24 protein-coding genes and 1 riboswitch are annotated in these 26,856 nt (G+C 64.6%); of the genes, 14 read left to right on the top strand and 10 right to left on the bottom strand.

The annotated features are described in order from the left end of the window. Positions 1-27: 27 nt before the first annotated feature. Positions 28-732, bottom strand: coding sequence for a hypothetical protein (locus tag O3297_RS12475; RefSeq protein WP_305048841.1), 705 nt, complete (start codon positions 730-732; stop codon positions 28-30). A 172-nt stretch (positions 733-904) separates the two neighbouring features. Here O3297_RS12475 and O3297_RS12470 point away from each other — a divergent pair, with 172 nt between their 5' ends. From O3297_RS12470 to O3297_RS12435, 8 genes are all read left to right on the top strand, one after another. Next, positions 905-1,963 (top strand): DUF4105 domain-containing protein, encoded by a 1,059-nt coding sequence (locus O3297_RS12470; protein WP_305048840.1) that lies wholly within the window; start codon positions 905-907, stop codon positions 1,961-1,963. Positions 1,964-2,048: 85 nt separating this feature from the next. Then, positions 2,049-3,311, top strand: a complete 1,263-nt coding sequence (locus tag O3297_RS12465) for a DEAD/DEAH box helicase (protein WP_305048839.1) — start codon at positions 2,049-2,051, stop codon at positions 3,309-3,311. Positions 3,312-3,393: 82 nt separating this feature from the next. Then, positions 3,394-3,858, top strand: a complete 465-nt coding sequence (locus O3297_RS12460; RefSeq protein WP_305048838.1) for a hypothetical protein — start codon at positions 3,394-3,396, stop codon at positions 3,856-3,858. Between the two features lie 147 nt (positions 3,859-4,005). Then, positions 4,006-4,872: a response regulator gene (locus tag O3297_RS12455; protein WP_305048837.1), complete on the top strand. Its 867-nt coding sequence runs from the start codon at positions 4,006-4,008 to the stop codon at positions 4,870-4,872. 8 nt (positions 4,873-4,880) lie between these two features. Then, positions 4,881-5,225, top strand: a complete 345-nt coding sequence (locus tag O3297_RS12450) for a hypothetical protein (RefSeq protein ID WP_139144674.1) — start codon at positions 4,881-4,883, stop codon at positions 5,223-5,225. After that, a complete protein-coding gene (locus tag O3297_RS12445) occupies positions 5,222-6,061 on the top strand; it encodes an HDOD domain-containing protein (protein ID WP_034779311.1) in 840 nt (279 codons plus the stop codon). Before O3297_RS12450 ends, O3297_RS12445 begins: the two co-directional genes overlap by 4 nt. 14 nt (positions 6,062-6,075) lie before the next feature. Continuing rightward, complete coding sequence (locus O3297_RS12440) at positions 6,076-7,539, top strand: ATP-binding protein (RefSeq protein ID WP_099394687.1); 1,464 nt, start codon at positions 6,076-6,078, stop codon at positions 7,537-7,539. Then, complete coding sequence (locus O3297_RS12435) at positions 7,536-8,879, top strand: HD domain-containing phosphohydrolase (RefSeq protein WP_305048836.1); 1,344 nt, start codon at positions 7,536-7,538, stop codon at positions 8,877-8,879. Before O3297_RS12440 ends, O3297_RS12435 begins: the two co-directional genes overlap by 4 nt. Here the strand turns inward: O3297_RS12435 and O3297_RS12430 are convergent. The 5 genes from O3297_RS12430 to O3297_RS12410 form a co-directional block, all read right to left on the bottom strand. Beyond that, positions 8,876-10,204, bottom strand: a complete 1,329-nt coding sequence (locus O3297_RS12430; protein WP_305048835.1) for an ATP-binding protein — start codon at positions 10,202-10,204, stop codon at positions 8,876-8,878. The two genes, O3297_RS12435 and O3297_RS12430, sit on opposite strands and share 4 nt — an antisense overlap. 87 nt (positions 10,205-10,291) lie before the next feature. Beyond that, the gene (locus O3297_RS12425) at positions 10,292-10,963 is read right to left on the bottom strand and encodes a hypothetical protein (RefSeq protein ID WP_305048834.1); all 672 of its coding nucleotides are present in this window, start codon (positions 10,961-10,963) and stop codon (positions 10,292-10,294) included. Further along, entirely contained in the window at positions 10,960-11,991 is a 1,032-nt protein-coding gene (locus O3297_RS12420) for an MlaD family protein (RefSeq protein ID WP_034779304.1), read from the bottom strand. Before O3297_RS12420 ends, O3297_RS12425 begins: the two co-directional genes overlap by 4 nt. Positions 11,992-12,046: 55 nt before the next feature. Then, positions 12,047-12,865 carry an ABC transporter permease gene (locus O3297_RS12415; protein ID WP_092605990.1) on the bottom strand — a complete coding sequence of 273 codons (819 nt, stop codon included), beginning with the start codon at positions 12,863-12,865 and terminating at the stop codon, positions 12,047-12,049. Between the two features lie 61 nt (positions 12,866-12,926). After that, entirely contained in the window at positions 12,927-13,802 is an 876-nt protein-coding gene (locus O3297_RS12410) for a LysR family transcriptional regulator (RefSeq protein WP_305048833.1), read from the bottom strand. 134 nt (positions 13,803-13,936) lie between these two features. Here O3297_RS12410 and O3297_RS12405 point away from each other — a divergent pair, with 134 nt between their 5' ends. After that, a complete protein-coding gene (locus O3297_RS12405; RefSeq protein ID WP_305048832.1) occupies positions 13,937-15,313 on the top strand; it encodes an MFS transporter in 1,377 nt (458 codons plus the stop codon). Between the two features lies 1 nt (position 15,314). On the opposite strand, the gene ribB is transcribed toward O3297_RS12405, so the two are convergent. Continuing rightward, positions 15,315-15,962, bottom strand: coding sequence for a 3,4-dihydroxy-2-butanone-4-phosphate synthase (gene ribB / locus O3297_RS12400; protein ID WP_151096458.1), 648 nt, complete (start codon positions 15,960-15,962; stop codon positions 15,315-15,317). 95 nt (positions 15,963-16,057) lie between these two features. Continuing rightward, a riboswitch (FMN riboswitch) is annotated at positions 16,058-16,208 on the bottom strand. Positions 16,209-16,393: 185 nt separating this feature from the next. Here ribB and O3297_RS12395 point away from each other — a divergent pair. From O3297_RS12395 to O3297_RS12375, 5 genes are all read left to right on the top strand, one after another. After that, positions 16,394-19,228, top strand: coding sequence for a pitrilysin family protein (locus O3297_RS12395; protein ID WP_034779297.1), 2,835 nt, complete (start codon positions 16,394-16,396; stop codon positions 19,226-19,228). A 93-nt stretch (positions 19,229-19,321) separates the two neighbouring features. After that, entirely contained in the window at positions 19,322-19,519 is a 198-nt protein-coding gene (locus O3297_RS12390; protein ID WP_010399555.1) for a hypothetical protein, read from the top strand. 144 nt (positions 19,520-19,663) lie between these two features. After that, positions 19,664-21,247: a methyl-accepting chemotaxis protein gene (locus tag O3297_RS12385; protein WP_305048831.1), complete on the top strand. Its 1,584-nt coding sequence runs from the start codon at positions 19,664-19,666 to the stop codon at positions 21,245-21,247. A gap of 87 nt (positions 21,248-21,334) precedes the next feature. After that, positions 21,335-22,204 (top strand): ThiF family adenylyltransferase, encoded by an 870-nt coding sequence (locus O3297_RS12380; RefSeq protein ID WP_034779294.1) that lies wholly within the window; start codon positions 21,335-21,337, stop codon positions 22,202-22,204. After that, positions 22,205-23,305 (top strand): nitroreductase family protein, encoded by a 1,101-nt coding sequence (locus tag O3297_RS12375; RefSeq protein ID WP_305048830.1) that lies wholly within the window; start codon positions 22,205-22,207, stop codon positions 23,303-23,305. A gap of 26 nt (positions 23,306-23,331) precedes the next feature. Here O3297_RS12375 and O3297_RS12370 read toward each other — a convergent pair whose 3' ends face one another. The 3 genes from O3297_RS12370 to O3297_RS12360 form a co-directional block, all read right to left on the bottom strand. Further along, the gene (locus tag O3297_RS12370; RefSeq protein ID WP_305048829.1) at positions 23,332-24,327 is read right to left on the bottom strand and encodes an EDSAP-1 family PEP-CTERM protein; all 996 of its coding nucleotides are present in this window, start codon (positions 24,325-24,327) and stop codon (positions 23,332-23,334) included. 109 nt (positions 24,328-24,436) lie between these two features. Beyond that, entirely contained in the window at positions 24,437-25,417 is a 981-nt protein-coding gene (locus tag O3297_RS12365) for an EDSAP-1 family PEP-CTERM protein (protein WP_070280200.1), read from the bottom strand. 187 nt (positions 25,418-25,604) lie between these two features. After that, entirely contained in the window at positions 25,605-26,837 is a 1,233-nt protein-coding gene (locus O3297_RS12360) for a glycosyltransferase (RefSeq protein WP_305048828.1), read from the bottom strand. Between the last annotated feature and the right edge of the window lie 19 nt (positions 26,838-26,856).

Raw genomic sequence — 26,856 nt, 5'->3', positions numbered from 1 at the left:
AAAGGTGGCAAGATTCCTATTCTAGCGTCAGGCCAGCGCCTGCCGTTTCATGCGCGCGGCGGGGCTGGCCTTCTCCCAGCGGAACAGCCACATGATGATCAATTTGGTCGTGGCGCTGACGCAGGCCAGCAGCAGCAAGGGCCAGCCTGTCGCCAGTCCCATGACGCAGGCAAAGAAGATGGTGCTGACATCCATCGCCAGGATGAACTGGCTCATTTTCAGGGACACGGCACCCGTCTTGCCCGAGCGCCAGATCAAGCGGATCTGGTGCGCGTAGCCCTGCGCCAGCAGCACGGTGACGGCAACGATCAGGCTTTGCGAGATCACGCGTTTTTCATCCGTGAAGGTGGGACCGAACAGCAATCCCGCCACGCCCGCACCCAGCAGCAGCGCGCACGCCAGCAGCGCGTTGCGCGATGCCCGGCTGCGGCGGTCGCGGTCGATTTCATACAGGATGCCCAGCGCGATCAGCGAGGCGATCAGGCGCGGCCAGACGATGTAGTGGTTGAAGGGCGTGATCGAATAGCCGTACACGAAGAAGGCGCAGTAGGCGAGGAAGCTGACGGTGAACTGGTTGAGCGACAGGATGTCCGTCGCATGGCCTGCGCCCAGGCTGGCGCCGTGCTTGCGCCGCCAGATTTTTTGCAGCTGCGACCATAAACCAAGCAGGCTGACGACGATGAAGAGGGAGTTGAGGCTGCCGGCGATGGCGTACAGTGAACTGGATTGCAAGGTGTCTCCCTGGAGGGCAAGGCAGCCCTGTGAGATGGGACGCCTTGTCTATACATTTTGCAACATATTCTCATGAGGTAAATTGCCATGCAAGCAATATTTCATGTCTGGCTGACTTTGCCAATACTTGCCCGAACTCACCTCTCGCCGTACTTGCCCCTATAATCATGGCATGACTTTCTTATCACTGCGTGCCCGCTCCGTGCTGGGCAGTATCGGCAAAATGGCCGTTTCCCTGATTCTCCTGTTGACTGCACTGTGGGGCGCGCTGGCGCTGTGGTACCAGCTGTCCGGCGGCACGGCGGCGCAAGCCATCGGCGCGCTGCTGTGGGGTGCGCTGGGCGTGGCCAGCATCGCGCTGTGGTGGACGCGCGGCGATGCGCGCGTGCTGCTGCCGTATGCGGCCGGTTTTATCCTGCTGCTCGTGTGGTGGAGCCTGATCACGCCGAAACAGCAGCGCGTGTGGGCCGACGATGTGGCGCGCAATGTGACGGGCACGCTGAAGGGCAATCTCGTCACCCTGGACAATGTGCGCAATTTCGACTGGCGCAGCGACGACGACTACACGGTCAAGTGGGAACAGCGCAGCTACGACCTCGACGAACTGCGCACGGTGGACACGGCGCTGTCGTACTGGACGGGGCCCTATATCGCGCATACCCTGATCTCGTTCGGCTTTGCGGACGGGCGCTTTTTGACGTTTTCCATCGAAATCCGCAAGGAGAAGGGCGAGAGCTTTTCCGCCATCGGCGGCTTCTTCAAGCATTTCGAGATGAGCCTGATCGCCGCCGACGAGCGCGACATCCTGCGCGTGCGCACGAATGCGCGGGGCGAGGACATGCATCTGTACCGCGTGATGATGCCGAAAGCGGCCATGCGCTCGCTGTTCCTGGCCTACCTGGACGAGGCGCAGGCGCTGAAGAACAAGCCGCAGTTCTACAACACCCTGACGGCCAACTGCACCACCATCGTCTTCGAGATGGTGCGCCGCATCGTGCCGGGCCTGCCGCTCGATTATCGGCTGATGGCTTCGGGCTACCTGGACCGCTACCTGTTCGACGTGAAAGGCCTGGTGCCCGGCCTGAGCTTCCAGCAGCTGCGCACAGGGGGCCACATCACGGCGCGCGCGCGCGCCGCCAACGACGATGCGGATTTTTCGCACACGATCCGGCGCGGCATGCCGGGCTATGACGAAGCGGGCTTCCCGAAGCTGCAAATGCCCAGGCAGTAAGCGCCTGCTTTATACTGTCGCTATTCCGACCGGCCGCACATTGCGGCCGGTCTCACTTCATGACTAAATAATAAGAAGGCCCGCTATGCCATTTTCCTCACTGGGTCTGATTCCCTCCCTGGTCCGCGCCGTCGACAAGGCCGGCTATGCCGCGCCGACGGCCATCCAGGCGGCCGCCATTCCCGCCATCCTGCGCGGCAGCGACGTGCTGGGCGCGGCGCAGACGGGTTCCGGCAAGACGGCCGCCTACGCGCTGCCGCTGCTGCAGGCGCTGATGGCGCCCGTTTCCGGCCCGCGCCAGGTGCGCGCGCTGATCCTCGTGCCTACGCGCGAGCTGGCGGCGCAGGTGGGGCAGACGGTGCACGCGCTGGCCAAGCCGCTGCCGATCAAACTGAAGATTTCCGTGCTGTTCGGCGGCGTGTCGATCAATCCGCAGATGATGGACTTGCGCGGCGGCGCCGATATCGTCGTCGCCACGCCGGGCCGCCTGCTGGACCTGGTGCGCCAGAATGCCATCAAATTGGGCGGCGTGTCGCTGTTCGTCCTGGATGAAGCCGACCGTTTGCTCGACATGGGTTTCAGCGAGGAGATCAACGCCATCCTGGCGCTGCTGCCCAAGCAGCGGCAAAACCTGTTCTTCTCCGCCACCTTCCCCGACAGCGTGCAGGCACTGGCCGACAGCCTGCTCAAGGAGCCCGTGCGCATCGAAGTGGCGTCCGAACCGCAGGATAGGCCCGACATCGTGCAGCGGGCCATCACGGTCGACGTGCCGCGCCGCACGCAGCTGCTGCGCTACCTGATCCTGCAGCAGCAGTGGGAGCGCGTGCTGGTGTTTGTCGCCACCAAGTACGCGGCCGAACACGTGGCCGACAAGCTGCAGCGCGCGGGCTTGCACGTGGGCGCCTTCCACGGAGAATTCAGCCAGGGCACGCGCAGCCAGCTGCTGGCCGACTTCAAGGCGTGCCGCTTGCAGGTGCTGGTGGCCACCGACGTGGCCGCGCGCGGCATCGACATCGCCGGCTTGCCGGCCGTCGTCAATTACGACTTGCCCCGTTCGGCCGTCGACTACACGCACCGCATCGGCCGCACGGGCCGCGCCGGCGAAAGCGGCACGGCCATCAGTTTCGTGACGGCCGACACGGAAGCGCATTTCCGCCTGATCGAAAACCGCAACGACTTGCGCATCGTGCGCGAAGTGGTGGCCGGTTTCGAGCCAACGGAACTGCCCGAGCCCGTGAGCACCGTGACGGACACGGTGAACGGCGGCGTGAAGGGTGCGCGCAAGAGCAAGAAGGATAAATTGCGCGAAGCGGCAGCCCTGGCGGCGAAGGCGGCCGAGGGCAATTAAATCGCCCTTATGTGCGCTAGCCGCTTGAACGGCTGGCCGTCCCGCTTTAAGATGATGTTTCTATAAAGCAAGGGGACTGTTGATGCACATGACATTCATCACGCGTGCGGGCGCTCTGGCTTGCGCGCTGGCGCTGGCAGGCTGTGCCGGCATGGGCGGCAAAAGTGATGGCAGCGGCATGCAGATGCCGGGCAAGGCGCCTGCCGATGCCGCCGTGGCCGCCACCTGGTACAACCCGCCCAGCGAATTTCCCGGCATTTGCCTGACCCAGTTCAAGGATGGCAGCCTGCGTTTCGATGGCGGCTTCGCCTTCTATAATCCGGGCCGCTGGGCGTATGACAGCGCCACGTCCGAGCTGCGTTTGCAACTGGCGCCGACGCCATCGCTGGAACTGTCGCACGCGCAAATCGTGCAACACATGAACCTGCTGCGCATCGAGGCGGACAGGAGCACGCTGGTGTATGGTGTGAAAGCCGATACCAAGGCCATCGGCCTGGGCGGTTTTGTGTTTTACCGCGATACGCCTTGCCCGCCACGGCGCGGATAGGTAGCGGATAAATGCCATACAGGAATATTTAGTCGTATAATTTCAACGCAAGCTGGCTGCCGCGCAAGACTCGCAAGACTGTCCCGCGTAGCAGATTCCCCCTCCAGGCAAGCTCCGATATCGCCATGGCGATGAGAGGATGGTCCGATGGATTTGCACGACGAGCATGGCATGCCGGCTACAGCGGTGCTGGCGGCGGATGCCGGGCAGCAGCCTGCGGCGCCACCGCGCACCTTGCTGCTGGTCGATGACGAGCCGAATATCCTCGCTTCCCTCAAGCGCCTGCTGCGGCGCGATGGTTACCATATCCTGACGGCGGGCAGCGGCCAGGAAGGGCTGGAGGTGCTGGCCAGCCATGTCGTCGACGTGATCGTGTCGGACCAGCGCATGCCCGGCATGCTGGGCGCCGACTTCCTGCGCAAGGCCAAGCTGCTGTGTCCGCAAACCATCCGCATCATGCTGTCGGGCTATACCGAGTTGCAGGCCGTCACGGATGCCGTCAACGAGGGCGCCATCTTCAAGTTCCTCACCAAACCATGGGAAGACCATCAGTTGCGCGAGCATATCGCCGAAGCCTTTCGCCTGAAGGGCATCGATGACGACAATGTGCGGCTCAATGGGCAGTTGCGCGAGGTCAACCTGGCGCTGGCGGCAGCCAATGCCGCCATGCAGGCGCTGGTGAGCCAGCAGCAGCACCAGATCAGCCGCGACGAAGTCAGCCTGGGCATCGCGCGCGAATTGCTGCAATTTCTGCCGCTGCCCGTGATCGGGCTCGATGAGGACGGCATGATCGCCTTCATCAACGCGGCGGCGGCCAATCTGTTCGAACGGGGTGCGGCCCTGCTGGGCAACGAAGCGGCGATCGTCTTGCCGCAGCTGTTCGGCGGGCAGGGCGCACCTTGCCTGGCCGCCATCGATGGCCAGCCGTATGCCGTGGCGATCCATCCGATGGGCATGCATTCGCGTTCGCGCGGCAGCCTGGTCACCCTGAGCCGTCATGGAGCGGGTACATGAGTATAAGCGTGAGTACAAGCGTGAGTGACAGCGGCCGCGAGATTTCCATGGAGCAGGCGCAGGAAGGTATGGTGCTGGCGCAGGCGCTGAGCGACGCCAGCGGCGCCGTACTGCTGGCCCAGGGCGCCACCCTGACGGCGGCGAACCTGACGGCCTTGCGCAGGCGCAATGTGGAGCGCTGCCACGTCGTCATGGACGAGGCGATTGACCCCGCCGCGCAGGCGCATGCCGAGCAGGAACGGGCGCGCCGCCTGGAACGGCTGGCCGTGCTGTTCCGCGCCACGCCGCCCGATTCCGCAGGGGCGGAACTGCTGGCGCTGCTGCAGCGCTACCGGCAAGGGGGCGCGGCATGACAAGGCTCAGTTTTGAACACATCATCCGCCAGATACAGGAACTGCCCTCGCTGCCGGTGGTGGTGCTGGAGCTGCTGTCGAGCATGGACCAGGACGACACGGACGTGCATGTGCTGGCGCAAAAGATCGAGCTGGACCAGGCCCTGGCGGCGAAGACCCTGCGCATCGCCAACTCCTCGTTCTACGGCATGCAATCGAAGGTCACCAGCATTCCGCAAGCCGTTTCCGTACTGGGTTTTCACAGCATCCGCACCGTCGTCACGGCCTGCGCGTTGACGGGCAGTTTCGCGCCCGTCAGCGGCGGCTTCGATTTCCAGGCGTTCTGGCGCCATTCGCTGGCCACGGCCATCGCCGCGCGCCTGCTGGCGCCGCACTTGCGCGTCAATCCCGAAACGGCGTTCACGGCCGGCCTGCTGCACGACCTGGGCACCCTGGTGCTGGTGACGCGCTTCCCGGCCGAGCACGCGCTCGTGCGCAGCTACCGCCAGGCGCATGACTGCCAGATGGCCGATGCGGAACTGGCCGTCATCGGCATCGACCACGCGCAGGTGGGAAGCGCCCTGGCCGCCTACTGGAAGTTTCCCGAGGCGATACAGCAGGCGGTGGCCGACCACCACGCCATCGACCGGCTGGAGGCGGGCGGCTTGCCGCTGGCCGTGCATCTGGCCAATGCCGTCGCCCTGGCGCTCGACCTGGCCGGCGTCGATGATGCGCTGGTGCCGCCCCTGTCGCCCGCGGGCTGGCGCAGCGTCGCGCTGGATGAGCAGGCCTGGCTGGCGCTGCTGCGGCAAACGGAACACACCTTCGATGAAATGTCGCGGATCATGCTGGCATGAACAGGATACAGGCCATGGAAACAGACGCAGGGCAGGCACTGTCCGCCACGCCGGAACGCCGTCAGGGCGATTCCATCGCGCTGTCGGCGTTTTTCGATGGCCATCCCGTGGCCACTTTCGCCATCGACACGGACCACGTGATCACGCACTGGAACAGCGCCTGCGAACAGTTGACGGGCTTTACGGCCGCCGAGATGGTCGGCACGCGCGACCACTGGAAGGCGTTTTATCCGCAGCCGCGCGCCTGCCTGGCCGACTTGCTGGTGGCCGACGATATCGCGCTCGGCGAAAATGACCTCTACCTCGGCAAGCTGAAGCGCTCTCCCGTGATCCCGGGCGCCTTTGAGGCCGAGGATTTCTTTGCCGATATCGGCCCCGAAGGCCACTGGCTGCATTTCACGGCGGCGCCCCTGCGCGACCGCCAGGGACGCCTGGTGGGCGCCATCGAAACCCTGCGCGACGTGAGCGAGCGGCGCCTTGCGGAACTGGCGCTGCGCAAGGCGCACGACAACCTGGAACACCTGGTGGCCAAGCGTACGGCCCAGCTGGCCGACATGAACGAGCGCCTGGCCGACGATATCCGCCAGCGCCAGATCGCCGATCTCGAATTGCGCGAGCGTAACCTGGCCCTGACGGAATTGAACAGCAAGCTGTCGCTGGCCCAGCAAAAACTGCTGCAGTCGGAAAAACTGGCCTCGATCGGCCAGCTGGCCGCCGGCGTGGCGCACGAGATCAACAATCCCATCGGCTATGTGTTTTCCAATGTCGGCACGCTGGAAGGGTATCTGGACGACCTGTTCAGCATGCTCGACGCCTATGAGGAAGCGGAACCGGCCGTCGCCGACCCCGTGGTGGCGGCGCGCCTGCGGGCGCTGCGCGAACAGGTCGACCTGGACTTCCTGCGCACCGACATTCCGCTGCTGATGGGCGAGTCGAAGGAAGGCATTGCGCGCGTACGCCGCATCGTGCAGGACCTGAAGGATTTTTCGCGCACGGATGCGCACCAGGAGTGGGTCTGGGCCGACCTGCGCCAGGGCATCGACACCACGCTCAATATCGTGAACAACGAGGTCAAGTACAAGGCCGACGTGGTGCGCGAGTACGCCGACATTCCCGATATCGAATGCCAGCCTTCCGAACTGAATCAGGTGATCATGAACCTGGTCGTCAACGCGGCCCACGCCATGGGCGAGGCGCGCGGATGCATCACCCTGCGCACGGGCAGCGACAACGCGACGGAAGTGTGGATCGAGGTCGAGGACACGGGCGGCGGCATCGCGCCCGAACACCTGTCGCGCATTTTCGACCCGTTCTTCACCACCAAGGCCGTCGGCAAGGGCACGGGGCTGGGCCTGTCGCTGGCCTACACCACGGTGCAGAAACATCACGGCCGCATCGACGTGCGCAGCATCATCGGCCGCGGCACCACCTTCCGCATCACCTTGCCCGTGCGCCAGGCGCAGGCCGTCGCACCATGACCGAACAGGACAGCATGAGCACCGGTACCAGCGCCAGCACCGCGGCCGCGCCGCCCACCATCCTGTGCGTCGATGACGAACCGAATATCCTCTCGTCGCTGCGCCGGCTGTTCCGCCCGCACGGCTACCGCGTGCTGACGGCCGATGGCGGCGCGGCCGGCCTGGCCCTGCTCGAGAGCGAGACGGTGGACCTGGTCATTTCCGACATGCGCATGCCGCACATGGATGGCGCGCAGTTCCTGGCCCAGGTGCGCCAGCGCTGGCCCGGCACCATACGCTTGCTGCTGACCGGCTATGCCGACATCCAGTCCATCCTCGACGCCATCAATCAGGGCGAGATCTACCGCTACGTGACCAAGCCGTGGGACGAGAACGATATCGTGCTGGTGGTGCGCCACGCGCTGGAACGGCGCGCGCTGGAGCAGGAAAAGCTGCGCCTGGAAGCGCTGACGGCCAGCCAGAACGTGGAGCTGCAGGCGCTCAACGCCAGCCTGGAAGCGAAGGTGGCCACGCGCACGCAGCAGCTGAAGCAGTCGCACGACGAAGTGCAGGCGGCCAACGAGCGCCTGAAGGCCACGTTTGTGACGACGATCAAGGTGTTTTCCAACCTGATCGAGATGCGCGGCGGCAAGCTGGCAGGCCATGCGCGGCGGGTGGCCGAGCTGTCGCGCAAGCTGGCGCAGGCGCTGGGCCTGGAAGGGCAGGAGGCGCGCGACGTGTTCATCGCGGCCCTGCTCAAGGATATCGGCAAGCTCAGCTTGAGCGACGATGTGCTGGAGTTGCCGGCCAGCGCCTGGACGGGCGAGCAGCTGGCCGCGTTCCGCAAGCATCCGCTGCGCGCCGAACAATTATTGATGGCGCTCGAGGAGCTGCGCGCCGTTTCCGTGATCCTGCGCTCGCAGCTCGAGCGCTTCGACGGCGGCGGCTTTCCCGATGGCCTGGTGGGCCTGGCCATTCCGATGGGGGCGCGCATCCTCGCGCTGGCGTCCGATTACGACGGCTTGCAGATCGGCGCCATGGTGCAGCGCAGCCTGCGCGCCGAGGAGGCCCGCACCCTGATCTACGACAGCGTCGGCAAGCGCTACGACCCGGCCGTGGTGGCCGCTTTCCGCAGCATCATGGAAGAGACAGAACCGCCGGCGCGCGACCTGACCGTGCTGTCGGGCCAGCTGGAACCGGGCATGGTGCTGTCGCGCGACCTGATCAGCCGTGATGGCTTGATGCTGCTGGCGGCCGAGCACGTGCTGACGGCCCGCGTGATCGCCCAGCTGCTCGACTTCGAAAGCAAGAATGGCGGCCGCCTCAGCATCCGCGTGTATGTGCCCGTCAAGGAAGGCTAGGACACTGCCTGGGCCGCTGGCGGCGATATGGGCAGGTGCACGGTAAAGCGCGTGCCGCGACCCACCTCCGACGCCACGTCGATGCGTCCGCCGTGCTTGTTGACGATGCCGTATGACAGCGACAGGCCCAGGCCCGTGCCGCTGCCGACGGCCTTGGTGGTGAAGAACGGTTCGAAGATGCGGTTCAGGTGCTCGGGCGCGATGCCGGCGCCCGTGTCGCCGATCTCCACCCAGACCCAGTCGTCCGCGTGGCCGGTGCGGATGCTGATCACGCCGTCGCTGCCGATGGCCTGGCCCGCGTTGACGAGCAGGTTCATGAAGACCTGGTTCAGCTGCGAGGCGAGGCACAGTATCGGTGGCAGTTCGCCATAGTGTTTCTCGATGCGCGCCTTGTATTTCAATTCGTTGGCGACGATATTCAGGGTGCTGTCCAGGCCCGCATGCAGGCTGGCCACTTGCCAGTCCGTCTCGCCCACGTGGGAAAAATCCTTCAGCGCCTGCACGATGTCGCGCACGCGTTTGAGGCCATCCATCGATTCGCGCACCAGGTCGCCGATGTCGTCCTGCAGGAAGGCCAGGTCGGCCTGCGCGCGCACCTGGACCACGTGCGCGGCCAGGGCCGGGCCGTCGAGCGGCTCGCGCATCGCCGCCTCATATCGGGCGATGACGTCGAACAGGGTGCCGACATAGGCTTGCAGCGAACTCATGTTCGAGTTGACGAAGCCGATCGGGTTATTGATTTCATGCGCGATGCCGGCCGCCAGCTGGCCGATGGACGCCATCTTTTCCGATTGCAGCAACTGGTCGTGCGCTTCCTGCAGCTTGCTGATCAGTAGTTGCTGCTCTTCGCCGCGCGCCTGCAGCATCGCTTCCATGCCCTTGCGTTCCGTGATGTCCGTCAGCGAGCCGATCACTTCGAACGGCACGCCATGCTCGTCGCGCACGAGGCGCAGGCTGTCGTGCATCCACAGATAGCTGCCGTCGCGCACGCGGAAGCGGTATTCGTAGGCGCGCGCGCCTTCGACGAAGATCTGCGCCAGGCTGGAAAAAATCCCGGGAGCATCGTCGGGGTGGATATGGTCGAACCAGAAATTGGGGTCGGCCACCATCTCCTCGGGCTGGTAGCCCAGCACATTCAGGGCATTGTTGCTGACAAACGTCATCTTGAAGTCGCCGCTGGGCACGGTGCAATAGATGATGGAGGGAGTATTGTCGAGCAGGTATTGCAGACGCACGGCCGTGGCGGCCGGTGCATCATCGCCAGGAGCCGCCCCGGCATGCCGGCCGGTATCGGGAGTGGAAAGGTCGAAATCCTCGAACTGCATCGTCACACCTCGCTGCCTGCACGGCATAGCTGTCATCCTGCTTCGATTATGCCTGATTCCGCCTGCCTTGGGCCGCCATCGGCGCGCTCAGGGGGCCAGCGGCTGCTCGACGATTGCCATGCGCCGCGCGATGCGCTGCGCCGCCAGCGTGTCGCCCGCCTGTTCGGCGCGCAGGCGCTGCACGCCCAGCCACGCCAGCAGCGGCCGGCGCCAGCCCTGGTCCGAGGCGGTGGCCACGGCCGTATCGAGCAGTTCCGGCGTGGCGCGGCTGGCACGCAGCAGCACGCCGGCCGCCACCAGTTGCGACAGCGGGTCCTTGATGGCCGCCACGGCGCTGGCGGCGGCCGTGTCGGAGCTGGCGCTGGCTGCCGCCCGCTGCACTTCCGGCAGCAGGGCGACGTCGGCCGCCTGCGCCTTGCCGGCCAGCCAGGCCGCATACGCGCGGTCGGCGGCTGTCGCATCGGCTTGCAGGGCGTCAAAGCCGGTGCAGTCCTCGAAGGCCAGGCTGGCCACGCGCGTGGCGCAGCGCAGCAGTTCGATGCGCGCCACGAGTTCAAGCTTGCCCGTGCCGGCCACCTGGCTGCGGGCGCGCCGGAATTCCGTCTGCTCGACGAGGGCGTTGCCGCCCAGGTAGGCCGCCTGGAAGCGCTCGACGGAACTTTGCGCATTCATTTTCCAGTCCGGCACGGGCGGGCCGCTGGAGCAGGCGGCAAGCAAGGTGCACAGCAGGGCGGCGATGGCGGGGCGGGATATTTTCATGGCAGTTTGATCTCCGGATTGCGCTTGAACGGCCATTTGCGGTTGATTTCATTGACCAACTGCTCGACCTTGCGCAGATTGCTTTCCACGTCGGCGCGCAGCGGACCCAGGTCGGCTGTCGCCGCCTTGGCATTGGCGCCCACGGCCTGCGCCTCGACCAGCACGGCGTCGACTTTTTTCAGGCTGTTGCGGGTGTCGGCCAGCAGGGCGTTCAGCTGCACGATGGTCGCCTGCGCATCCGTCATCACGCCTTTGTCGCCGAAGACGCGCGTATCGGCATTCGCCACCAGGCCATCCGTGCGGCGGGCCAGCTGGTCCGCCGTGATCAGCAGGGCGTTGGCCCGCTCGACCAGCAGGCGCGACTGCTTGTCGTCGCCCGTCAGCAAGCCCATGGCGCCGCCCGGGCCGCTCAGCTTGCCGGTGACGGCCTGCACATTGCGCAAGGTGCCGTCGAGCGCGGAATCGGTGCCCGTCAGGCTGGCCACGTTGTTCAGCAAGTCCTTGGCGGCGGCCAGCAGGCGGGGGATTTCGGCCGCCATGTCGCCCACCAGCAAGTCGCGCGTGGCGTCGTCGGGCAGCGGCGGGTCCGTCAGGATGCCGCTGTAGGCGCGCAGCTTGGCGCCGCCCACGATGCCACGTTCCAGGGTGAAGATGGAGCTGGTGCGCAGCCAGTGCGCATCTTTTCTCGGCACGTCGATGATGACGCGCGCGCGACCGTCCGGCGCCAGCTCGATGCGTTGCACGCGGCCGATGGGAAAGCCGGAAAAGGTCAGGTCGGCGCCCACGCCGACGCCGTCGGAATCGTCGGCCGTCAGCACCAGCGTCTGCGTGGCTTCGAAGGCGCCGCGCGCATACATCAGGTAGACGACGGAACCGACCACCAGCACGAACATGAAGACGAGCAGGATGGCCGCCTTCAGTTCCGCGTGGCGCACGGGCGGCGGGGCGGGCAGCACGGAATCTTGCGTGAGACCGGCGGGCGCCGTGACGTCGACCTGGTCGGGATTCGGGGGTTGGCTCTGGCTCATGGCTTCTGGCTCTCGTATGGGTGGTTCGGGATCGCTGGCGGTGGCGGGCGGGGCATCAGTAGTAATTGCCCATCAGCGAAGCCACTTCGACCAGCAGGATGACGGAAAACAGGCGCAGCATTTCGGACAGGCCGTGCGCGGCCCACAGGCGGTTGCGCCGGCCGTGCGGCTCCTCCGGATAGTAGGAAGAGGCCAGCGGGATCAGGGCCACGGCAAAGCTGAAGAAGATGACCTTGAGCATCAGGATCAGGGCCACGGCCGGATTGAATATCTGCCCCACGACGCGCGTGTAGCCCTGCAGCGCCCACGGCGTAAAACCGTAGATGGTGACATAGGCGAGGATGAGCGAGGTGACGCAGCTGACGATAGCCAGCATCCACACGGCGAAGATGCCTGACATGACACGCGGAAAGTATTCGCGGCGCAGCAGGTCGACGCCCTGGCGCTGCATTTTCTCGAGCATGCCGGACGAGCGCATTTGCGCGAACGCAATGCCGTCGGGCAAGGTCAGGCGCAGCGCCACGAACAGGGCGGCCGTCAGCGGTATCAGTTCCAGCACCAGCACGCGCACCACCATTTCCAGCGCATAGCGCGACAGGCCGTAGCTTTGCGCGCTGACGACGACGATGCGTATCAGCACCAGGCTGACCAGCGCGCAGGCGACGCTGAACCACACGAGGTTCGGCGCCGTATTCGTCACCAGGCGGTGCGCGAGGATGGGGCGGTTGTCGCGGTTATAGCTCGATGGCGACAGGGCCAGCGAAAACACGAGGATGGCGAAATGCAGCATGCGCCACCAGCTGACCAGCCAGGCCATGGTGGCCCGGTGCAGGCGGCGCAGGCTGATGATGAGGGAGACGGATAGAGTCATCATGGCATCTTAACATTGGATGCGTTCGATACAAGCGATTGTCCAGCAGTGCACGGCAGGCCCGCTATTGGCCGGCCACGCTGGCGACGCTGTGGATAATCGCGTCGGCCGCCGCCCGTACACGGGCAGAGCGGTTCAGGTCGGCATGCATGACCAGCCACACGTCGTAGCTTTCCGCCCGCTCGGGCCAGATGCGCACGAGCTGCGGGTCGATGTCGCCCAGGTGCGTGGCCAGTTCGGCCACGCCCAGGCCCGCGCGCGTGGCTTCCTGCAGCATCGCCGCCGAGTTTACTTCCATGGCGACCCGGGCGTTGGCGACGGGTTCGCAGGCGATTTTCTCCGCATGGCGGGGCGTCACGGAATGGTGGTAGATGACGATATCGTGGCCGGCCAGCGCCGTGCCGCGCACGGGTTCGCCCCGTTCGGCCAGGTAGCTTTTCGACGCGTACAGGCCCAGGCTGCGCTTGACGAGGTGGCGCGAGATCAGGTCCGGGTCGGTGGGACGCACGCCGCGCACGGCCAGGTCCGCTTCGCGCCGCGTCAGGCTGGCCAGCGCGGGCGCCACGTTGAGCACGATGCGGATGTCTGGGTGCGCCGCATGCAGCTGCTGCATGGCGCGGATGACGAAATGGCTGGCCATGGTGTCGGTGGTGGCCACGCGCACCAGGCCGCTTAAACGATTGTCGACGCCCTGCATCTCGCGCTGCAGCTTGTCGGCCGCCCGTTCCATCGCTTCGGCCGCCGTGAGCGCCAGTTCGCCGGCCGGCGTGGGCACGTAGCCGGACGGCGTGCGCAGGAACAGGGTGGCGCCCAGCGAGCTTTCCAGCGCGGCCAGGCGGCGCCCGCACGTGGCCTGGTCGATGTGCAGCAGGGCCGCCGCGCCGCGCAGGGTGCCGGCCCGGCCGATGGCCAGAAAGATGCGCGCGTTATCCCAGTCCATAAGCCCAGTCCATGACTTGTTTTCCTGTCGTGATGCTGATGCATTTTTGCATCATAGTGCTGATTTTATGCCTGTTTACTGCATCATGCAACGCTCGCATAATGGCTGCCCCGCTGTCCCTGCAAGGAAATACCATGTCCGCCCCCACACCGAGCCGCGCCAGCGGCTTCATCCTGCTGACCCTGGCGTTCGGCTTCGTCATGGCGATGATCGACGTCACGGCCGTCAACGTGGCCCTGTCCGATATCGCGCTGGACCTGGCCATACCGCTGACGGGCCTGGTCTGGGTGGTCGACGGCTACACCCTGACGTTTGCCGCGCTGCTGCTGGCCGGCGGCGCGCTGGCCGACCGCTACGGCCCGAAAGCCGTGTACCAGGGCGGCCTGGGCGTCTTCCTCCTCGGCTCGATCCTGTGCGGCGCCGCGCCCGACGGGCATTTCCTCACCGCCGCGCGCTTGCTGCAGGGGGCGGGCGCGGCCCTGTTCATGCCCAGTTCCCTGAGCTTGCTGACGCACAGCTTTGACGACGAGCGCGAGCGCACGCGCATGCTGGGTGCCTGGTCGGCGCTGGTGGGCGTGGCCGGCGCATCCGGCCCCTTGATCGGCGGCATCCTTGTGCACCAGTTCGGCTGGCGCAGCGTGTTCTGGGTGAATGTGCCGCTCGGCGTGCTGGCCATCGTCATGGCGCAAGTGCTGCTGGCCGCGCCGGCGCGCCAGCCGCGCGATCTGTCGCTGCTCAGCCATGCCTTGGGCGTGGCGGCGCTGGCGGGCCTCAGTTTCGTGCTGATCGAAGGTCCCGTGCTGGGCTGGCTGGCGCCGGGCGTGCTGGCGGCGGGGGCCTTGACGGTGCTGTCCGCCGGGCAATTGCTGCGGCGCGAGCGCAGCGGCAGCCATCCGCTGTTGCCGCGCGCACTGTTCCACAGCAGCAGCTTTGGCGCGGCCAATGGCGTGGGTTTCCTGATCAACTTCTGCGTGTTCGGCCAGCTGTTCTTATTGAGCCTGTTCCTGCAGCAGTCGGGCGGCGCCGATGCCTTGCAGTCGGGCTTGCGCCTGCTGCCCATGATGGCGGCCTATACGGTAGGAAACTTTATGGCGGGAAGTATTGCGGCGCGTTATGGCACGCGCTTGCCCATGCTGCTAGGCTTGCTGGTGGGCGCTGGCATGGCCTTGCTGCTGATGGCCTTGCGTCCGGGCACGCCATATTTTCTGCTGGCGCTGGGCACGGCCGTCATGAACGTGGCCATCGGCATCGCCATTCCCGCCATGACGGCCACCGTGATGCGGGTGGCCGGCAAGCTGCATGCGAACAGCGCGGCGGCAGCCCTGAATGCGAACCGCCAGATCGGCGCCCTGGTGGGGGTGGCCCTGATCGGCAGCATCCTGCACATGGTGCCGGACTGGTCGCTGCGCTTGCCGCTGGCCTACGCGACGATTGCCGTCGCGTATGGCCTGGCGGCGTGCCTTGTGTACAAGCATGTACATTTGCCCAAGGCCGTGGCCGCCTTAAGCTAGCTTACTGTTCGCGCGTGCTGCGCCACTCCACCAGTTCCTCGATGGTGAGGATCGGCATGCCGTGCAATTCGGCGAAGCGTTCGATATCGTCGCCGCGCATCATGGTGCCGTCCGGGTTCATCAGCTCGCACAGCACGGCGGCCGGGTTCAGGCCCGCCATGCGCGACAGGTCGACGGAGCCTTCCGTGTGGCCACGGCGCTCGAGCACGCCACCGGGCGCGGCGCGCAGGGGAAATACGTGGCCAGGGCGCACCAGGTCGGATGGCTTGGCGTTCGGCGCGATGGCGGCGCGGATGGTGGTCACGCGGTCGGCGGCCGACACGCCCGTCGTGACGCCGTCGCGCGCCTCGATGGAGATCGTGAACGGCGTGCCGTAGCGGCTGCCATTGTCGGACGACATGGGCGGCAATTCCAGCGCGCTGACGACGTCCGTCGGCAGGCACAGGCAGACGATGCCGCTGCATTCGCGGATCAGCAGGGCCATGGTTTCGTTCGTCAATTTTTCGGCCGACAGGATCAAATCGGCTTCGTTTTCACGGTCGAAATCGTCGAGCAGGATGACGGGAATGCCGGCGCGCATGGCGGCCAGGGCGGATTGGATGCGACCTTCCAGGTCGTTGGAAAGCAGGGTGTAGCTGTTGACTAACATGGTGAAACGCTCCTCGCATAGGCGAAAAACGCTGCAGGGCAAGCGAATAGACGCAGCCGGCCGCATCGACAGGTCGATCGGACATCGCGTTTACTGCACATCTTCTTTCATCCGGACTATACCGTCGGCTCTGGAATCACACCAGATCTGCTGACCTTATCAGGCGAAACCTGACAAGCGCTCGCGGGCTTGACCGTTGCCGGTCTTACCGCCGGTGGGGAATCGCACCCCGCCCCGAAGACGTATTGTTGTGCCGGTCCACATGACCGGCGGCAATACTTTAGCACAATTGAAAGAAGCTGGCAGGGCACTGTTGAGTTTGTCATTGGGCAAAGTTGCCTGGGGAAAGCAGTTCTTCCTAAGCTGTTTTTAATGGCGGAAAGACGATTTCAGTGTAAGGTACGCTTACTGAATCTTACCGTTGAGAATACATGAAGCTGAGTAAATTACGCCTGATCTCGGGCGCCGTCTTGCTGGCGTGCGCCTGCATGGCCCAGGCGGAAATCCGTTTGAGCGATCCCCTGCCGCTGGCACCAGAAGTTACCGTCGGAAAACTGCCGAACGGCTTGACCTATTACATCAAGAAAAATGCCCGTCCCGCGCAAAAAGTGGAATTGCGCCTGGTGGTGAAAGCCGGTTCCATCCTGGAAGATGACGACCAGCAAGGCCTGGCCCATTTCACGGAACACATGGCCTTCAATGGCTCGACGCATTTCAAGCGCAATGAACTGATTTCCTATCTGCAATCGATCGGCGTGAAGTTCGGCGCCGACCTGAATGCCTACACGAGCTTTGATGAAACCGTGTACGTGCTGCCGATTCCGACGAACAAGAAGGAAAACCTGGAAAAGGGTTTTCTCGTGCTGGAAGACTGGGCGCATGGCTTGAAATTCAATCCGGCCGATATCAACAGCGAGCGCGGCATCGTGCTGGAAGAGGCACGCCTGGGCAAGGGTGCCAGCGACCGCATGAACAAGATCCTGTATCCGAAGCTGCTGAACGGTTCGCGCTATGCGGAACGCATGCCGATCGGCAAGGAATCCGTCTTGAAGACGTTCAAGCCGGAAGCCATCAAGCGTTTCTACAAGGATTGGTACCGTCCCGACCTGATGGCCGTGATGGTGGTCGGTGATGTGGAACCGAAACAGGCTGAAAAGCTGATCCAGCAGCATTTCGGCAAACTGAAAAATCCCGTGAAACCGCGTCCGCGCCTGTACGCGGAAGTGCCGCAGCGCTCGCAAACGGAAGCGCTGGTGATCACGGACAAGGAAGCGCCGGACGACACCGTCTTCATCCGCTACCCGATCCGCGCCGCGCAGGAGCCCGTCACCATTGCCGACTACCGCCGCCAGATGATCGAAAACCTGTATGGGCAAATGCTCAGCGCGCGCATGCAGGAATTGACGCAGCAAGCCAATCCCCCGTTCATCCAGGGCGGCAGCAGCATGGGCAAGCTGGTGCGCGGCTATGAATCGTTCAGCGCGTATGCCTTGTTGGGCAAGGGCGGCGTGCAGCCGGCCGTCGATGCGCTGGTGCAGGAAGATGAGCGGGCGCGCCGCTTCGGTTTCAGCCAGGACGAGCTGGACCGCGCGCGCAAGAACATGCTGCGCAATTACGAGCGCGCGTACAGCGAGCGCGACAAGTCCGATTCGGCCGGTTTCGTGGCCGAGTATTCGCGTAACTTCCTGGAGCAGGAAGCCATCCCCGGCATCGCCAATGAATTGTTGTACGCGCAGGAACTCTTGCCGCAGGTAACTCTGCAGGAAATCAACGAGACGGTGGCCAAGGTGATTCCCGACCAGCAAAAGAAATTGGTGGTCTTCATGGGCGCCGAGCCGAAAGCGGGTGCCAGCGTGCCGACGCAGCAGCAATTGCTCGACGCGGTGGCGAAGGCCGAGCAGCAAACCATCGAGCCGCGCACGGAAAAAGTCCTGGCCAGCAAGCTGATGGACGGCCCGCCGGCCGGCGGCAGCATCGCCTCGGAAAAGTTGAATAGCGCCATCGGCGTGACGGAACTGACCCTGGGCAATGGCGTGCGCGTGCTGCTCAAACCCACGGACTTCAAGAATGACCAGGTGCTGATGGGCTCGACGCGTTTCGGCGGCCAGTCGCTGTTTGGCGATGCCGACATCTACAACGCCCGCTACGCGAGCGCCGTGGTCGGCAGCATGGGCTTGAAAGACCTGGCGCCGCTGGACTTGCAGAAAGTGCTGGCCGGTAAGACGGTCAACGTGGGCGCTTCGCTGGGCGAACTGAGCGAAGGCTTTGGCGGCTCGGCCAGCAGCGCCGACGTGGAAGCCATGCTGCAACTGGTGTACCTGTATTTCAACGATGTGCGCAAGGATGCGGGCCTGTACCAGTCCTTCATCGGCAAGCAGCAGGACCTGGCGAAAAACAGCATGGCGCAGCCGGAGGCCGTGTTTTACGATGCCATCCAGCACGCCATGTTTGGCGACAACCCGCGCGTCGATGGCGTGCCGCGTGTGGCCGACTTCGACAAGGTGGGCCTGGACCGTTCGCTGGAAATCTTCCGCCAGCGTTTTTCCAGCGCGCGCGGCATGACCTTCATCTTCACAGGCAGCTTCGAGCTCGACAAGATCAAGCCCCTGATCGCCAGCTACCTGGGCACCTTGCCCGTGGCCGACGTGCCGCACGCCTACCGCGACGTGGGCATGCGTCCGGTGACCGGGATCGTCAAGAAGGATATCTACATGGGCAGCGAGCCCAAAAGCACGATTTCCATCACCTTCAATGGCGACGTGGCGTATTCGGATGAGCAAAAGCTGACCCTGCAGGCGCTGGGCGAGGTGCTGAACCTGAAAGTCATCGAAGTGCTGCGCGAAAAGATGAGCATGATCTATGGCGGCGGCTTTGAAACCTCGATGGGCCAGCATCCGTACGGCCATTACTCGGTGGCCTTGAACTTGCCCACCGGACCGGAAAACGTGGACAAGGTGATCGCCGCGGCGTTTGCCGAAATCAACAAGATGAAGACGGACGGGCCATCCGCGGCGGACCTGGAAAAGGTCAAGCTGAACTGGATCACGCGCCAGCAGAAATCCTTGCGGGAAAACAATTACTGGATGAACCAATTGATGGGTTCGGTAACGCAGGGGCGCGACCCTGCGCACATCCTGCGCTACGAGCAGCGCGTGCGCGCCATCACGCCGCAAGCCGTGAAACTGGCGGCGCAGCGCTACCTGGACATGCACAATTATGTGCAGGTAGTACTGTATCCGGAACGTAAAAACGTTGCAGCCAAGTAAGCTTCATTGTTGAACTGCAGGGGCGGCAGTGTGGCGAAGCTGTTAAACTGCTGCTTATTGATGTGATCGCAATTTAACAAGCAAGGAAATACGATGGCTAAGAAAGAAGAACTCGATCCGGAAACCCTGGAGTTGATCAACTGGTGTATCGAGGTCGAAGGCTTCCTCGTGGCGGGCGGCGCCACCGTGGCGCAGGCGCAGGACCACATCGAAGAGCAGGTCGAGTGGTTTACCGACCAGTTCTACGACGGCTTGACGCCGGAAGAGGCAGCCAAGGAAGCCTTGGCCTGACCTTTCAGTCAGACTTCAGCAAGACATATGCGGGCGGTGCCTGCCGGGCATCAGCCTGGTAGCGCCGCCCGCTTTGCTTTTCTGAAAAGATTTCCACATGGAAATTGTTTATAATTCCACATTTTATTCTTTACCCAGGCACCCATGACACTCCGTTCGCGCATTCTCCTCCTGTGTTTCAGCACCTTGCTGGGCATCGTCCTCATCGCCTCGTTTTCCCTGTATTCCTTGCGCCAGACCATGATGGCGGAAAGGGTCGAGCAGCTGACGGTGCTGGTGGAATTGGCCAATGCCTCGGTGGAAAAGGCGTATGCGCTGGAACAGTCTGGCAAGCTCACGCGTGAACAGGCGCAGCAGCAGGCCAAGCTGGCCATCGGCAGCTTCGTCAAGGACGAGATGTATTATTTCGTGCGTGATTTCAGCACGGACTTGCTGTACGTGCACCCGAATGCGTCGCGCATCGGCACGCCGCAAAAGAACATGAAGCAGTCGGGCGACCGCTACCGCGCGGCCCTGGCCACCAGCCGCATCGGCCTGGTGCAGGCGGACGGCACGCGTCCGGGCGTGAAGGACCCGGTGGCGAAGATGTATGCCGTGGTGAAATTTGCGCCGTGGGATTGGCTGATCGGCACAGGCACGTACATCGATGACATCAACCACAAGTTCTGGGCCCAGGCAGGCGTGCTGCTGGCTATCGGCGGCGCGCTGATGCTGGTGGTGGGCGCCCTGGCGGCCTTGATGCTGCGCCGCATCCTGGGCCAGCTCGGTGGCGAACCCGACTATGCAGCGGCCATCGTGGCGCAAATCGCCCAGGGCGACCTGACCACGCAGATCGACACCCGCCCCGGCGATACGTCCAGTCTGTTGATGGCGATCAAGGCCATGCGCGACAACCTGGCCCATCTGGTGAGCCAGGTGCGCACCGATGCGGAATCCATTTCCACGGCATCGGGCGAGATCGCTTCCGGCAACCACGACCTGTCGGCGCGCACGGAGCAGCAGGCGGGATCGCTGGAAGAGACGGCCTCGACCATGGAAGAAATGACCTCGACCGTGCGTCAGAATGCGGACAATGCGCGCCAGGCGAACCAGCTGGCTATTTCTGCCTCGCAAGTGGCGAGCCAGGCGGGCGGTGTCGTGAGCCAGGTGGTCGACACCATGGGCGCCATCAATGCCTCGTCGAAGAAGATCGGCGACATCATCGCCGTCATCGACGGCATCGCCTTCCAGACGAATATCCTGGCCTTGAACGCGGCCGTGGAAGCGGCGCGCGCGGGCGAGCAGGGCCGTGGCTTCGCCGTCGTCGCCAGCGAGGTGCGCAACCTGGCGCAGCGTTCGGCTGCGGCCGCCAAGGAGATCAAGCAATTGATCGACAGTTCCGCCGAGCAAGTGGGCGCCGGTGAAAAACTGGTGGCGCTGGCGGGCGAGACGATGGAAAAAGTCGTCTCCAGCGTGCAGCATGTGACCGATATCGTGGCCGAGATTTCCTCGGCCAGCGCCGAGCAAAGCGCCGGCATCGAGCAGATCAACCAGGCCATCGTCGAGATGGACAACATGACGCAGCAAAACTCGGCCCTCGTCGAGCAGGCGTCGGCGGCGGCGCAAGCGATGAACGAGCAGGCGGCGGGGCTGGCGCAGATCGTCAGCGTGTTCAAGGTGGGTGCAGTGGCGCCGGCAGCGGCAGCACTACAGCGCAGCGTGCCTGCGGCGCGGCGCCTGACGCGCTAAGCGTTTTTTTCTGTCACTGGGGGAACTTAATCCCGGCTCACCTGTCCAAACTTTTTCGTCCTCACTGGACGCACAGAAGAGGTGAGCATGACAGACGGTTTTTCCTATCACGCGGCGTTCGCCCGCAACCTGGGCTGGGTCACGCAGGCGGAGCAGGATAGCTTGCGCGGCAAGCGCGTAGCCATCGCCGGCATGGGCGGCGTCGGTGGCGTGCATTTGCTGACCCTGGCGCGGCTCGGTATCGGCGCTTTTCATATCGCCGATTTCGATACCTTCGATATCGCCAACTTCAACCGCCAGGCCGGCGCCATGGTCTCCACCCTGGGGCAGCCCAAGGTGGCCGTGCTGGCGCAGATGGCGCGGGATATCAATCCCGAACTTGAGATTAAACAATTTCCAGACGGTATACACGACAGCAACCTGGCCGAGTTTTTTGCCGGTGTCGACCTGTATGTGGACGGCCTGGATTTCTTCGCCTTTCCCGCGCGCCAGGCTACCTTCGCCACGTGCGCCCGCCTGGGCATCCCCGCCATCACGGCCGCGCCGCTGGGCATGGGCACGGCCGTGCTCAGCTTCATGCCGGGCGGCATGACGTTCGAAGAGTATTTTGGCTGGGGCGACTTGCCCGAGGAAGAAAAAGCCTTGCGTTTCCTGGTCGGATTGGCGCCGGCCGGCTTGCACGGCCCCTATCTGGTCGACCCGTCCGCCATCAACCTGAAGGAGCGGCGCGGGCCGTCGACCATCATGGGCTGCCAGCTGTGCGCGGGCGCGGCCGCCACGGAAGCCTTGAAGATATTGTTAAAGCGGGGCAAGGTGATGGCGGCGCCGCACGGCATGCATTTCGACGCCTACCGCAACAAGCTCGTGCATACCTGGCGTCCGGGCGGCAACCGTCATCCGCTGCAGCGCCTGACGATGGCCATCATCAAGCGGCGCCGCGCGGCGCAGGGGGCATAAATGGCGCAAGCACCGCAGATCGATCCCGTACTGGAAAACATCCTCGACCAGGCGCGCTGGGCGCCCAGCGGCGACAACACGCAGCCGTGGCGCTTTGAAGTCGTGGACCCGCGGCACGTGGTCGTGCATGGCTTCGATACGCGCAGCCATTGCGTGTATGACCTCGACGGCCATCCCAGCCAGCTATCGCTCGGTGCCTTGCTCGAAAGCATGGCACTGGCGGCCAGCAGCCATGGCTTGCGCATGGAAGCGCGCCGGCGTCTGTCCATGCCCGACACGCTACCCACCTTCGATGTGCGCCTGGTCGACAGTCCCGGCATGCAGCCCGACCCGCTGGCGGCCTTCTTGCCGCAGCGCAGTGTGCAGCGGCGCCGGCTCAGCACGCGCAGCTTGCGCGCCAGCGAAAAGGCGGCGCTGGCGGCCAGCTTGCCGCCCGGGTACGGCGTGCAGTGGTTCGAAGGCGGGCGCGCGCGCCTGGCCTGCGCGCGCCTGATGTTCGACAATGCGAAGCTGCGCCTGACCATGCCCGAGGCGCACAAGGTGCACCGCGACGTCATCGAATGGGGCGCGCGCTTCAGCAGCGACCGCATCCCGGAGCAGGCGCTCGGCGTCGACCCGATGACGGCGCGCCTGATGCGCTGGGTCATGCACAGCTGGCGCCGCGTGGATTTTTTCAATACCTGGCTGGCTGGCACCGTCGCGCCGCGCCTGCAGATGGACTTGCTGCCGGGCCTGTATTGTGCCGCGCATTTCATGCTGCTGGCCGATGCGCCGCCGCGCCACATCGACGATTACGTGGCGGCCGGCCGCGCCATGCAGCGCTTCTGGCTGACGGCCACGCAGCTGGGCCTGCAATTGCAGCCGGAACTGACGCCGCTGATCTTTGCCCGCTATGTGCGCGAACGGCGCACTTTTTCGCGCACCGATGGCATGCAGGAGTTGGCGCAGGAGCTGGCCGCGCAATGCCAGGCCGTGCTGGGCGCCACGGCGGTTGAGCGGGCCGTGTTTCTCGGGCGCATAGGCGCCGGGCCGGCGGCCAGTGCGCGCTCGCTGCGCCGTCCGCTGCAAGACTTGCTGGTGGCGCCAACGGCGGGGCAGTGAGGCGCGCGTGACGCCATGCGCGCGCCTCAGCCTTGTCGGCGCCGTGGCGCCAGGCTGGCCAGCGCTGCCAGGCCAGCCGCCAATAGCGGCAAGGTTCCCGGCAGCGTCACTGGCGTGACGCCTGGCACGTAGACCAGTTCGGAACTGTTCAGCATGTTCAACACCAGCGTGTAGTTGCCCGCCACCAGGTGATCCGTGACGGCGCTGTACTGCCCGCCGCATGTCGTGCCGATGCCGGTGCCTGTGGGGGCGCCGCAGCCGCTGGGGTCGTAGGTGAACATGCTGCCGCTGGTGAGCGGCGTTTGCGCGTAGCCGGTATTGAGGTTGGCGGCATCGGCCAGTTCGGTGCCGCCCAGGATGCCGGAACCGAGATTGCCGTCGGGCGCCCAGCTGAAGACGATCTGGCCATGTTCATCGATGATGCTAAACGTCATCGCCATATTCGTGGTGGCCGCCGAGCCTGTGCCGGCCAAGGCGTCCAGGTACAGCTGCATGAAGGGCAGGGCCTGGAAGTCGAAGGCCATGGTTGCGCCCGGTTGGCCGACGACAAAATTGACGGTCATCGCGGTGCTGGAACCATTGCGTCCCGAGGCGTCGGCGCTGCCGCCGCCCGCCAGGAAGGTTTCTGCCGCGTTTACGGTATGTGTGCTGGTCGAGCCCGGTGGAAAGGGGGGGATTTGCGAGGTGACGATTTGCGCCTCGCCGCGCGCATACGAGGCATTGCCCATGCCTTGCTGGGTGAAATCATTCTCTCCCTTGGTGACGGCGCCGCGTGTCGCTTGCGGCGCGTCGATCTCATTGCTGCCGCCCTTGATGATGCTGCTGCCGTTGAGCGTGGCGGTGGTGCGCGACAGGTCGATGTTGCTGAGCAGGGAGACGGAGCCGGAGGGATTGCTGATGACCAGGCCAAAGACACTGGTGTACGAATAGCCGTAGGCGGCGGCGCTGGCGGTGCCGCTGCTGGCCAGCAGCAGAAAGGCGAACAAGACCGTTGGCAGTCGGGTGCAAGAAAATGTCGTCATGAAAAATCCTCATCTCCTGATCGGCCGCGTTGTAAGGAAAACCGACAGGCTTGCCACATAAAAAAGGCGAGGAGAGCCTCCTCGCCTGTGAATCCCCCTGTTGCCTGGTTCAGGCGGCAACCTTGCGGCGACGGGCATAGCCCAGGCCAGCCAGACCCAGGCCCAGCAGAGCCAGGGTGCCGGGCTCAGGCGCGGCCTGTTTCACCAGATCCACGCTTTCCACCGCATTCAGGGTCAAGGTGTAGTTGCCGGCTGTCAAAGCATTGCTGACGGAGCTGAAGTTGCTGCCGCACGCGGTGCCGACACCGGTGCCCGTGGGCGTGCCGCAGCCGGATGGGTCGTAGGTGAATAGATTGCCGCGCGTGAGGAAATTGGTCGCCAGGCTGGTGTTCAGGTTGGCGCCATCGGCGTTTTCCGTGCCGCCCGAGATGCCCGAGCCGATCACGCCATCGGGCGTCCAGTTGAACACGGTTGCGCCGGTCGCATCCGTGATGGTGAAGGTGACGACCAGATTGGCCGTGGCGGTGGACAGCTGCCCGACCGTGCTTTGCAGGAAGACCTGCATGAAGGGCGAGGCCAGGAAGTCAAAGCTCAGCGTTGCCGTGGGCGAACCGACGATGAAATCGACGGAGAAGCCCGTGGTCGAGCCATTGCGCCCGGACGCATCGGCCGTGCCGGCGGGGCCGTCCAGGTGGGCTTCGGCCACGTTCACCACCTGGGTGGAGGTGGAGCCGGGCGGGAACGAAGGGAACTGCGTGCTGACGATCTGCGCATCGCCGCGCGAATAGGTGTTGGTGGGGCCTTGCTGCGTGAAGTCGTTCTCGCCTTTGGTGACGGCGCCGACGTTGGCGCGGAGGGCATCGAGCGAGCCGGCGCCGCCATTGATGACGCTTACCCCATTCAGGGTGGCCGTGCTGCGCGAGATGGTGGTGCTGTTGGCCACCGTGATCTGGCCCGTTGGCACGCCGATCACGAGGCCGAAGATGTTGTTGTAGGAATAGCCGTAGGCGCCCGCCTGTGCGCTACCTGCGGCGCACAGCATGGCCAGTGCCGCTGCGGCCGGGAGCAGTTTCAGTTTCGAGAGTTTCATTGTATTCACCTCGTGGTTGAGTGAGTCTGGAAGTCTTGCTGAGTCCTGTCGGCAGGTGCTCATGGCCAGTACCTAGCGACTTCCATGCCAACGCATGAGGCCCTTTTGAAATCAATGACTTGGCGTGTTTTTGTTGATGCGGTGCAGGCTTTGCCGGACTCGCTGTAAGAAAAACCGACGCTGCCCGTCAAGGCTGGCTGCCTTGCGGCAACGAGCCCAGCAGGGCGTGCACATGGGGTAGCAAGCGTTGCCCTGGCACATAGTCGCGCATGGCCGTGGCCAGCTGGCGCGCCGCCAGCTTGACCTGGCCATCGTCGAGCATGCGCGTGGCGGCATGGCGCAGGGCGGTTTCCTGGAAGCGGTCGGCGCGCAGCAGCAGGCCGGCCCCGGCCTCCGTGATGCCGTGCATGTTGAGGAATTGATCGAGGTTGCCGGCGATACCGATGACGGGTACGCCCGCCGTCAGCGCCTGTTGGCTGGTGGGGCTGCCGCCGTTGCAGATCACCAGGCTGGCGCGCCGTGCGGCCACATCGCCCGGCAGAAAGGGCGCGACATAGGCATTCGGCGGCACGGCATCGACGCGGATGGTGCCGGCCGTGGCTGCCAATACGGTGACAGGCAGGGGCGCCAGCGCGCGCAGCACGCGCGGTAGCAATTGCCCCTGGCCGGAACTGCCCAAGGTGACATAGATGATGGGGCGTCCGCTGCTCAGTTCCGGACGCTGCCACCAGTCCGGCAAGTCGAGCGGCGGCGCCCAGATGATGGCGCCCAGGTAGTCGTGCGTGGACGGCATGGCGTGCGGCGGGAACAGTTGCGGAATATCCGCATACAAGGTGCGGTCGGCATCCGTATAGATGCGCCGCAAGTCGCTGCCCAAGGATGGCAGGCCATGGCGGCGGCGCACGCGGTTCAGGGGCACGGCATGCGAGGCGAAGGCCAGCGGGCGGATCAGGCGGAACAGGGGGGCGGCCAGCCAGATGGGCAGCAGGCTTGTCAGGGGCAGGCTGGGCACCGTGTAGTGCTGGCGCACGTACGGACTCCAATAGGCATTGCTGAGCGTAATGTAGGGAATGCGCTGCAGGCGCGCGCTGACCGACAGCGACAGGCGGAAGTCGCCGATCACGAGATCGGGCTGGACCGCATTGAGCAGGCGCAAGTCGTCTTCCACGTACGCGTGCAGGGTGCTTTCCGTGTAGACAGGCTTGCCGTGCGCCAGCGCCTGCAGGAATTGCAGCGATGAAATGCTGTCGATGCGCCAGCGCCGGAAGGAGGCTTGCTTGAAGCAAAAGTCATAGCCATCGGCGCAGGCAAAATGCATCTCATATTTGTCCTCGTCGAGTCCCTGGGCCAGGCTCAGGGGGCGGCCGACGTGGGCCAGGGTCACTGCCTCGGCCATAAAGAGGATTTTTTTGCGCGCCATGGGGATCGCTTGCACTCGC

It is taken from the genome of Janthinobacterium sp. SUN128 (genome assembly GCF_030587275.1).
Taxonomy (GTDB): domain Bacteria; phylum Pseudomonadota; class Gammaproteobacteria; order Burkholderiales; family Burkholderiaceae_D; genus Janthinobacterium; species Janthinobacterium lividum.
This window is presented reverse-complemented; position numbering and strand designations above follow the sequence as displayed.

What these genes read in the sequence shown, in the direction of transcription:
- O3297_RS12470 (WP_305048840.1), top strand. Translation starts at nt 905, where the DNA reads ATGACTTTCTTATCACTGCGTGCCCGCTCCGTGCTGGGCAGTATCGGC.
- O3297_RS12465 (WP_305048839.1), top strand. Translation starts at nt 2,049, where the DNA reads ATGCCATTTTCCTCACTGGGTCTGATTCCCTCCCTGGTCCGCGCCGTC.
- O3297_RS12460 (WP_305048838.1), top strand. Translation starts at nt 3,394, where the DNA reads ATGCACATGACATTCATCACGCGTGCGGGCGCTCTGGCTTGCGCGCTG.
- O3297_RS12455 (WP_305048837.1), top strand. Translation starts at nt 4,006, where the DNA reads ATGGATTTGCACGACGAGCATGGCATGCCGGCTACAGCGGTGCTGGCG.
- O3297_RS12445 (WP_034779311.1), top strand. Translation starts at nt 5,222, where the DNA reads ATGACAAGGCTCAGTTTTGAACACATCATCCGCCAGATACAGGAACTG.
- O3297_RS12440 (WP_099394687.1), top strand. Translation starts at nt 6,076, where the DNA reads ATGGAAACAGACGCAGGGCAGGCACTGTCCGCCACGCCGGAACGCCGT.
- O3297_RS12435 (WP_305048836.1), top strand. Translation starts at nt 7,536, where the DNA reads ATGACCGAACAGGACAGCATGAGCACCGGTACCAGCGCCAGCACCGCG.
- O3297_RS12430 (WP_305048835.1), bottom strand. Translation starts at nt 10,204, where the DNA reads ATGCAGTTCGAGGATTTCGACCTTTCCACTCCCGATACCGGCCGGCAT.
- O3297_RS12425 (WP_305048834.1), bottom strand. Translation starts at nt 10,963, where the DNA reads ATGAAAATATCCCGCCCCGCCATCGCCGCCCTGCTGTGCACCTTGCTT.
- O3297_RS12420 (WP_034779304.1), bottom strand. Translation starts at nt 11,991, where the DNA reads ATGAGCCAGAGCCAACCCCCGAATCCCGACCAGGTCGACGTCACGGCG.
- O3297_RS12415 (WP_092605990.1), bottom strand. Translation starts at nt 12,865, where the DNA reads ATGATGACTCTATCCGTCTCCCTCATCATCAGCCTGCGCCGCCTGCAC.
- O3297_RS12410 (WP_305048833.1), bottom strand. Translation starts at nt 13,802, where the DNA reads ATGGACTGGGATAACGCGCGCATCTTTCTGGCCATCGGCCGGGCCGGC.
- O3297_RS12405 (WP_305048832.1), top strand. Translation starts at nt 13,937, where the DNA reads ATGTCCGCCCCCACACCGAGCCGCGCCAGCGGCTTCATCCTGCTGACC.
- ribB (WP_151096458.1), bottom strand. Translation starts at nt 15,962, where the DNA reads ATGTTAGTCAACAGCTACACCCTGCTTTCCAACGACCTGGAAGGTCGC.
- O3297_RS12395 (WP_034779297.1), top strand. Translation starts at nt 16,394, where the DNA reads ATGAAGCTGAGTAAATTACGCCTGATCTCGGGCGCCGTCTTGCTGGCG.
- O3297_RS12390 (WP_010399555.1), top strand. Translation starts at nt 19,322, where the DNA reads ATGGCTAAGAAAGAAGAACTCGATCCGGAAACCCTGGAGTTGATCAAC.
- O3297_RS12385 (WP_305048831.1), top strand. Translation starts at nt 19,664, where the DNA reads ATGACACTCCGTTCGCGCATTCTCCTCCTGTGTTTCAGCACCTTGCTG.
- O3297_RS12380 (WP_034779294.1), top strand. Translation starts at nt 21,335, where the DNA reads ATGACAGACGGTTTTTCCTATCACGCGGCGTTCGCCCGCAACCTGGGC.
- O3297_RS12375 (WP_305048830.1), top strand. Translation starts at nt 22,205, where the DNA reads ATGGCGCAAGCACCGCAGATCGATCCCGTACTGGAAAACATCCTCGAC.
- O3297_RS12370 (WP_305048829.1), bottom strand. Translation starts at nt 24,327, where the DNA reads ATGACGACATTTTCTTGCACCCGACTGCCAACGGTCTTGTTCGCCTTT.
- O3297_RS12365 (WP_070280200.1), bottom strand. Translation starts at nt 25,417, where the DNA reads ATGAAACTCTCGAAACTGAAACTGCTCCCGGCCGCAGCGGCACTGGCC.
- O3297_RS12360 (WP_305048828.1), bottom strand. Translation starts at nt 26,837, where the DNA reads ATGGCGCGCAAAAAAATCCTCTTTATGGCCGAGGCAGTGACCCTGGCC.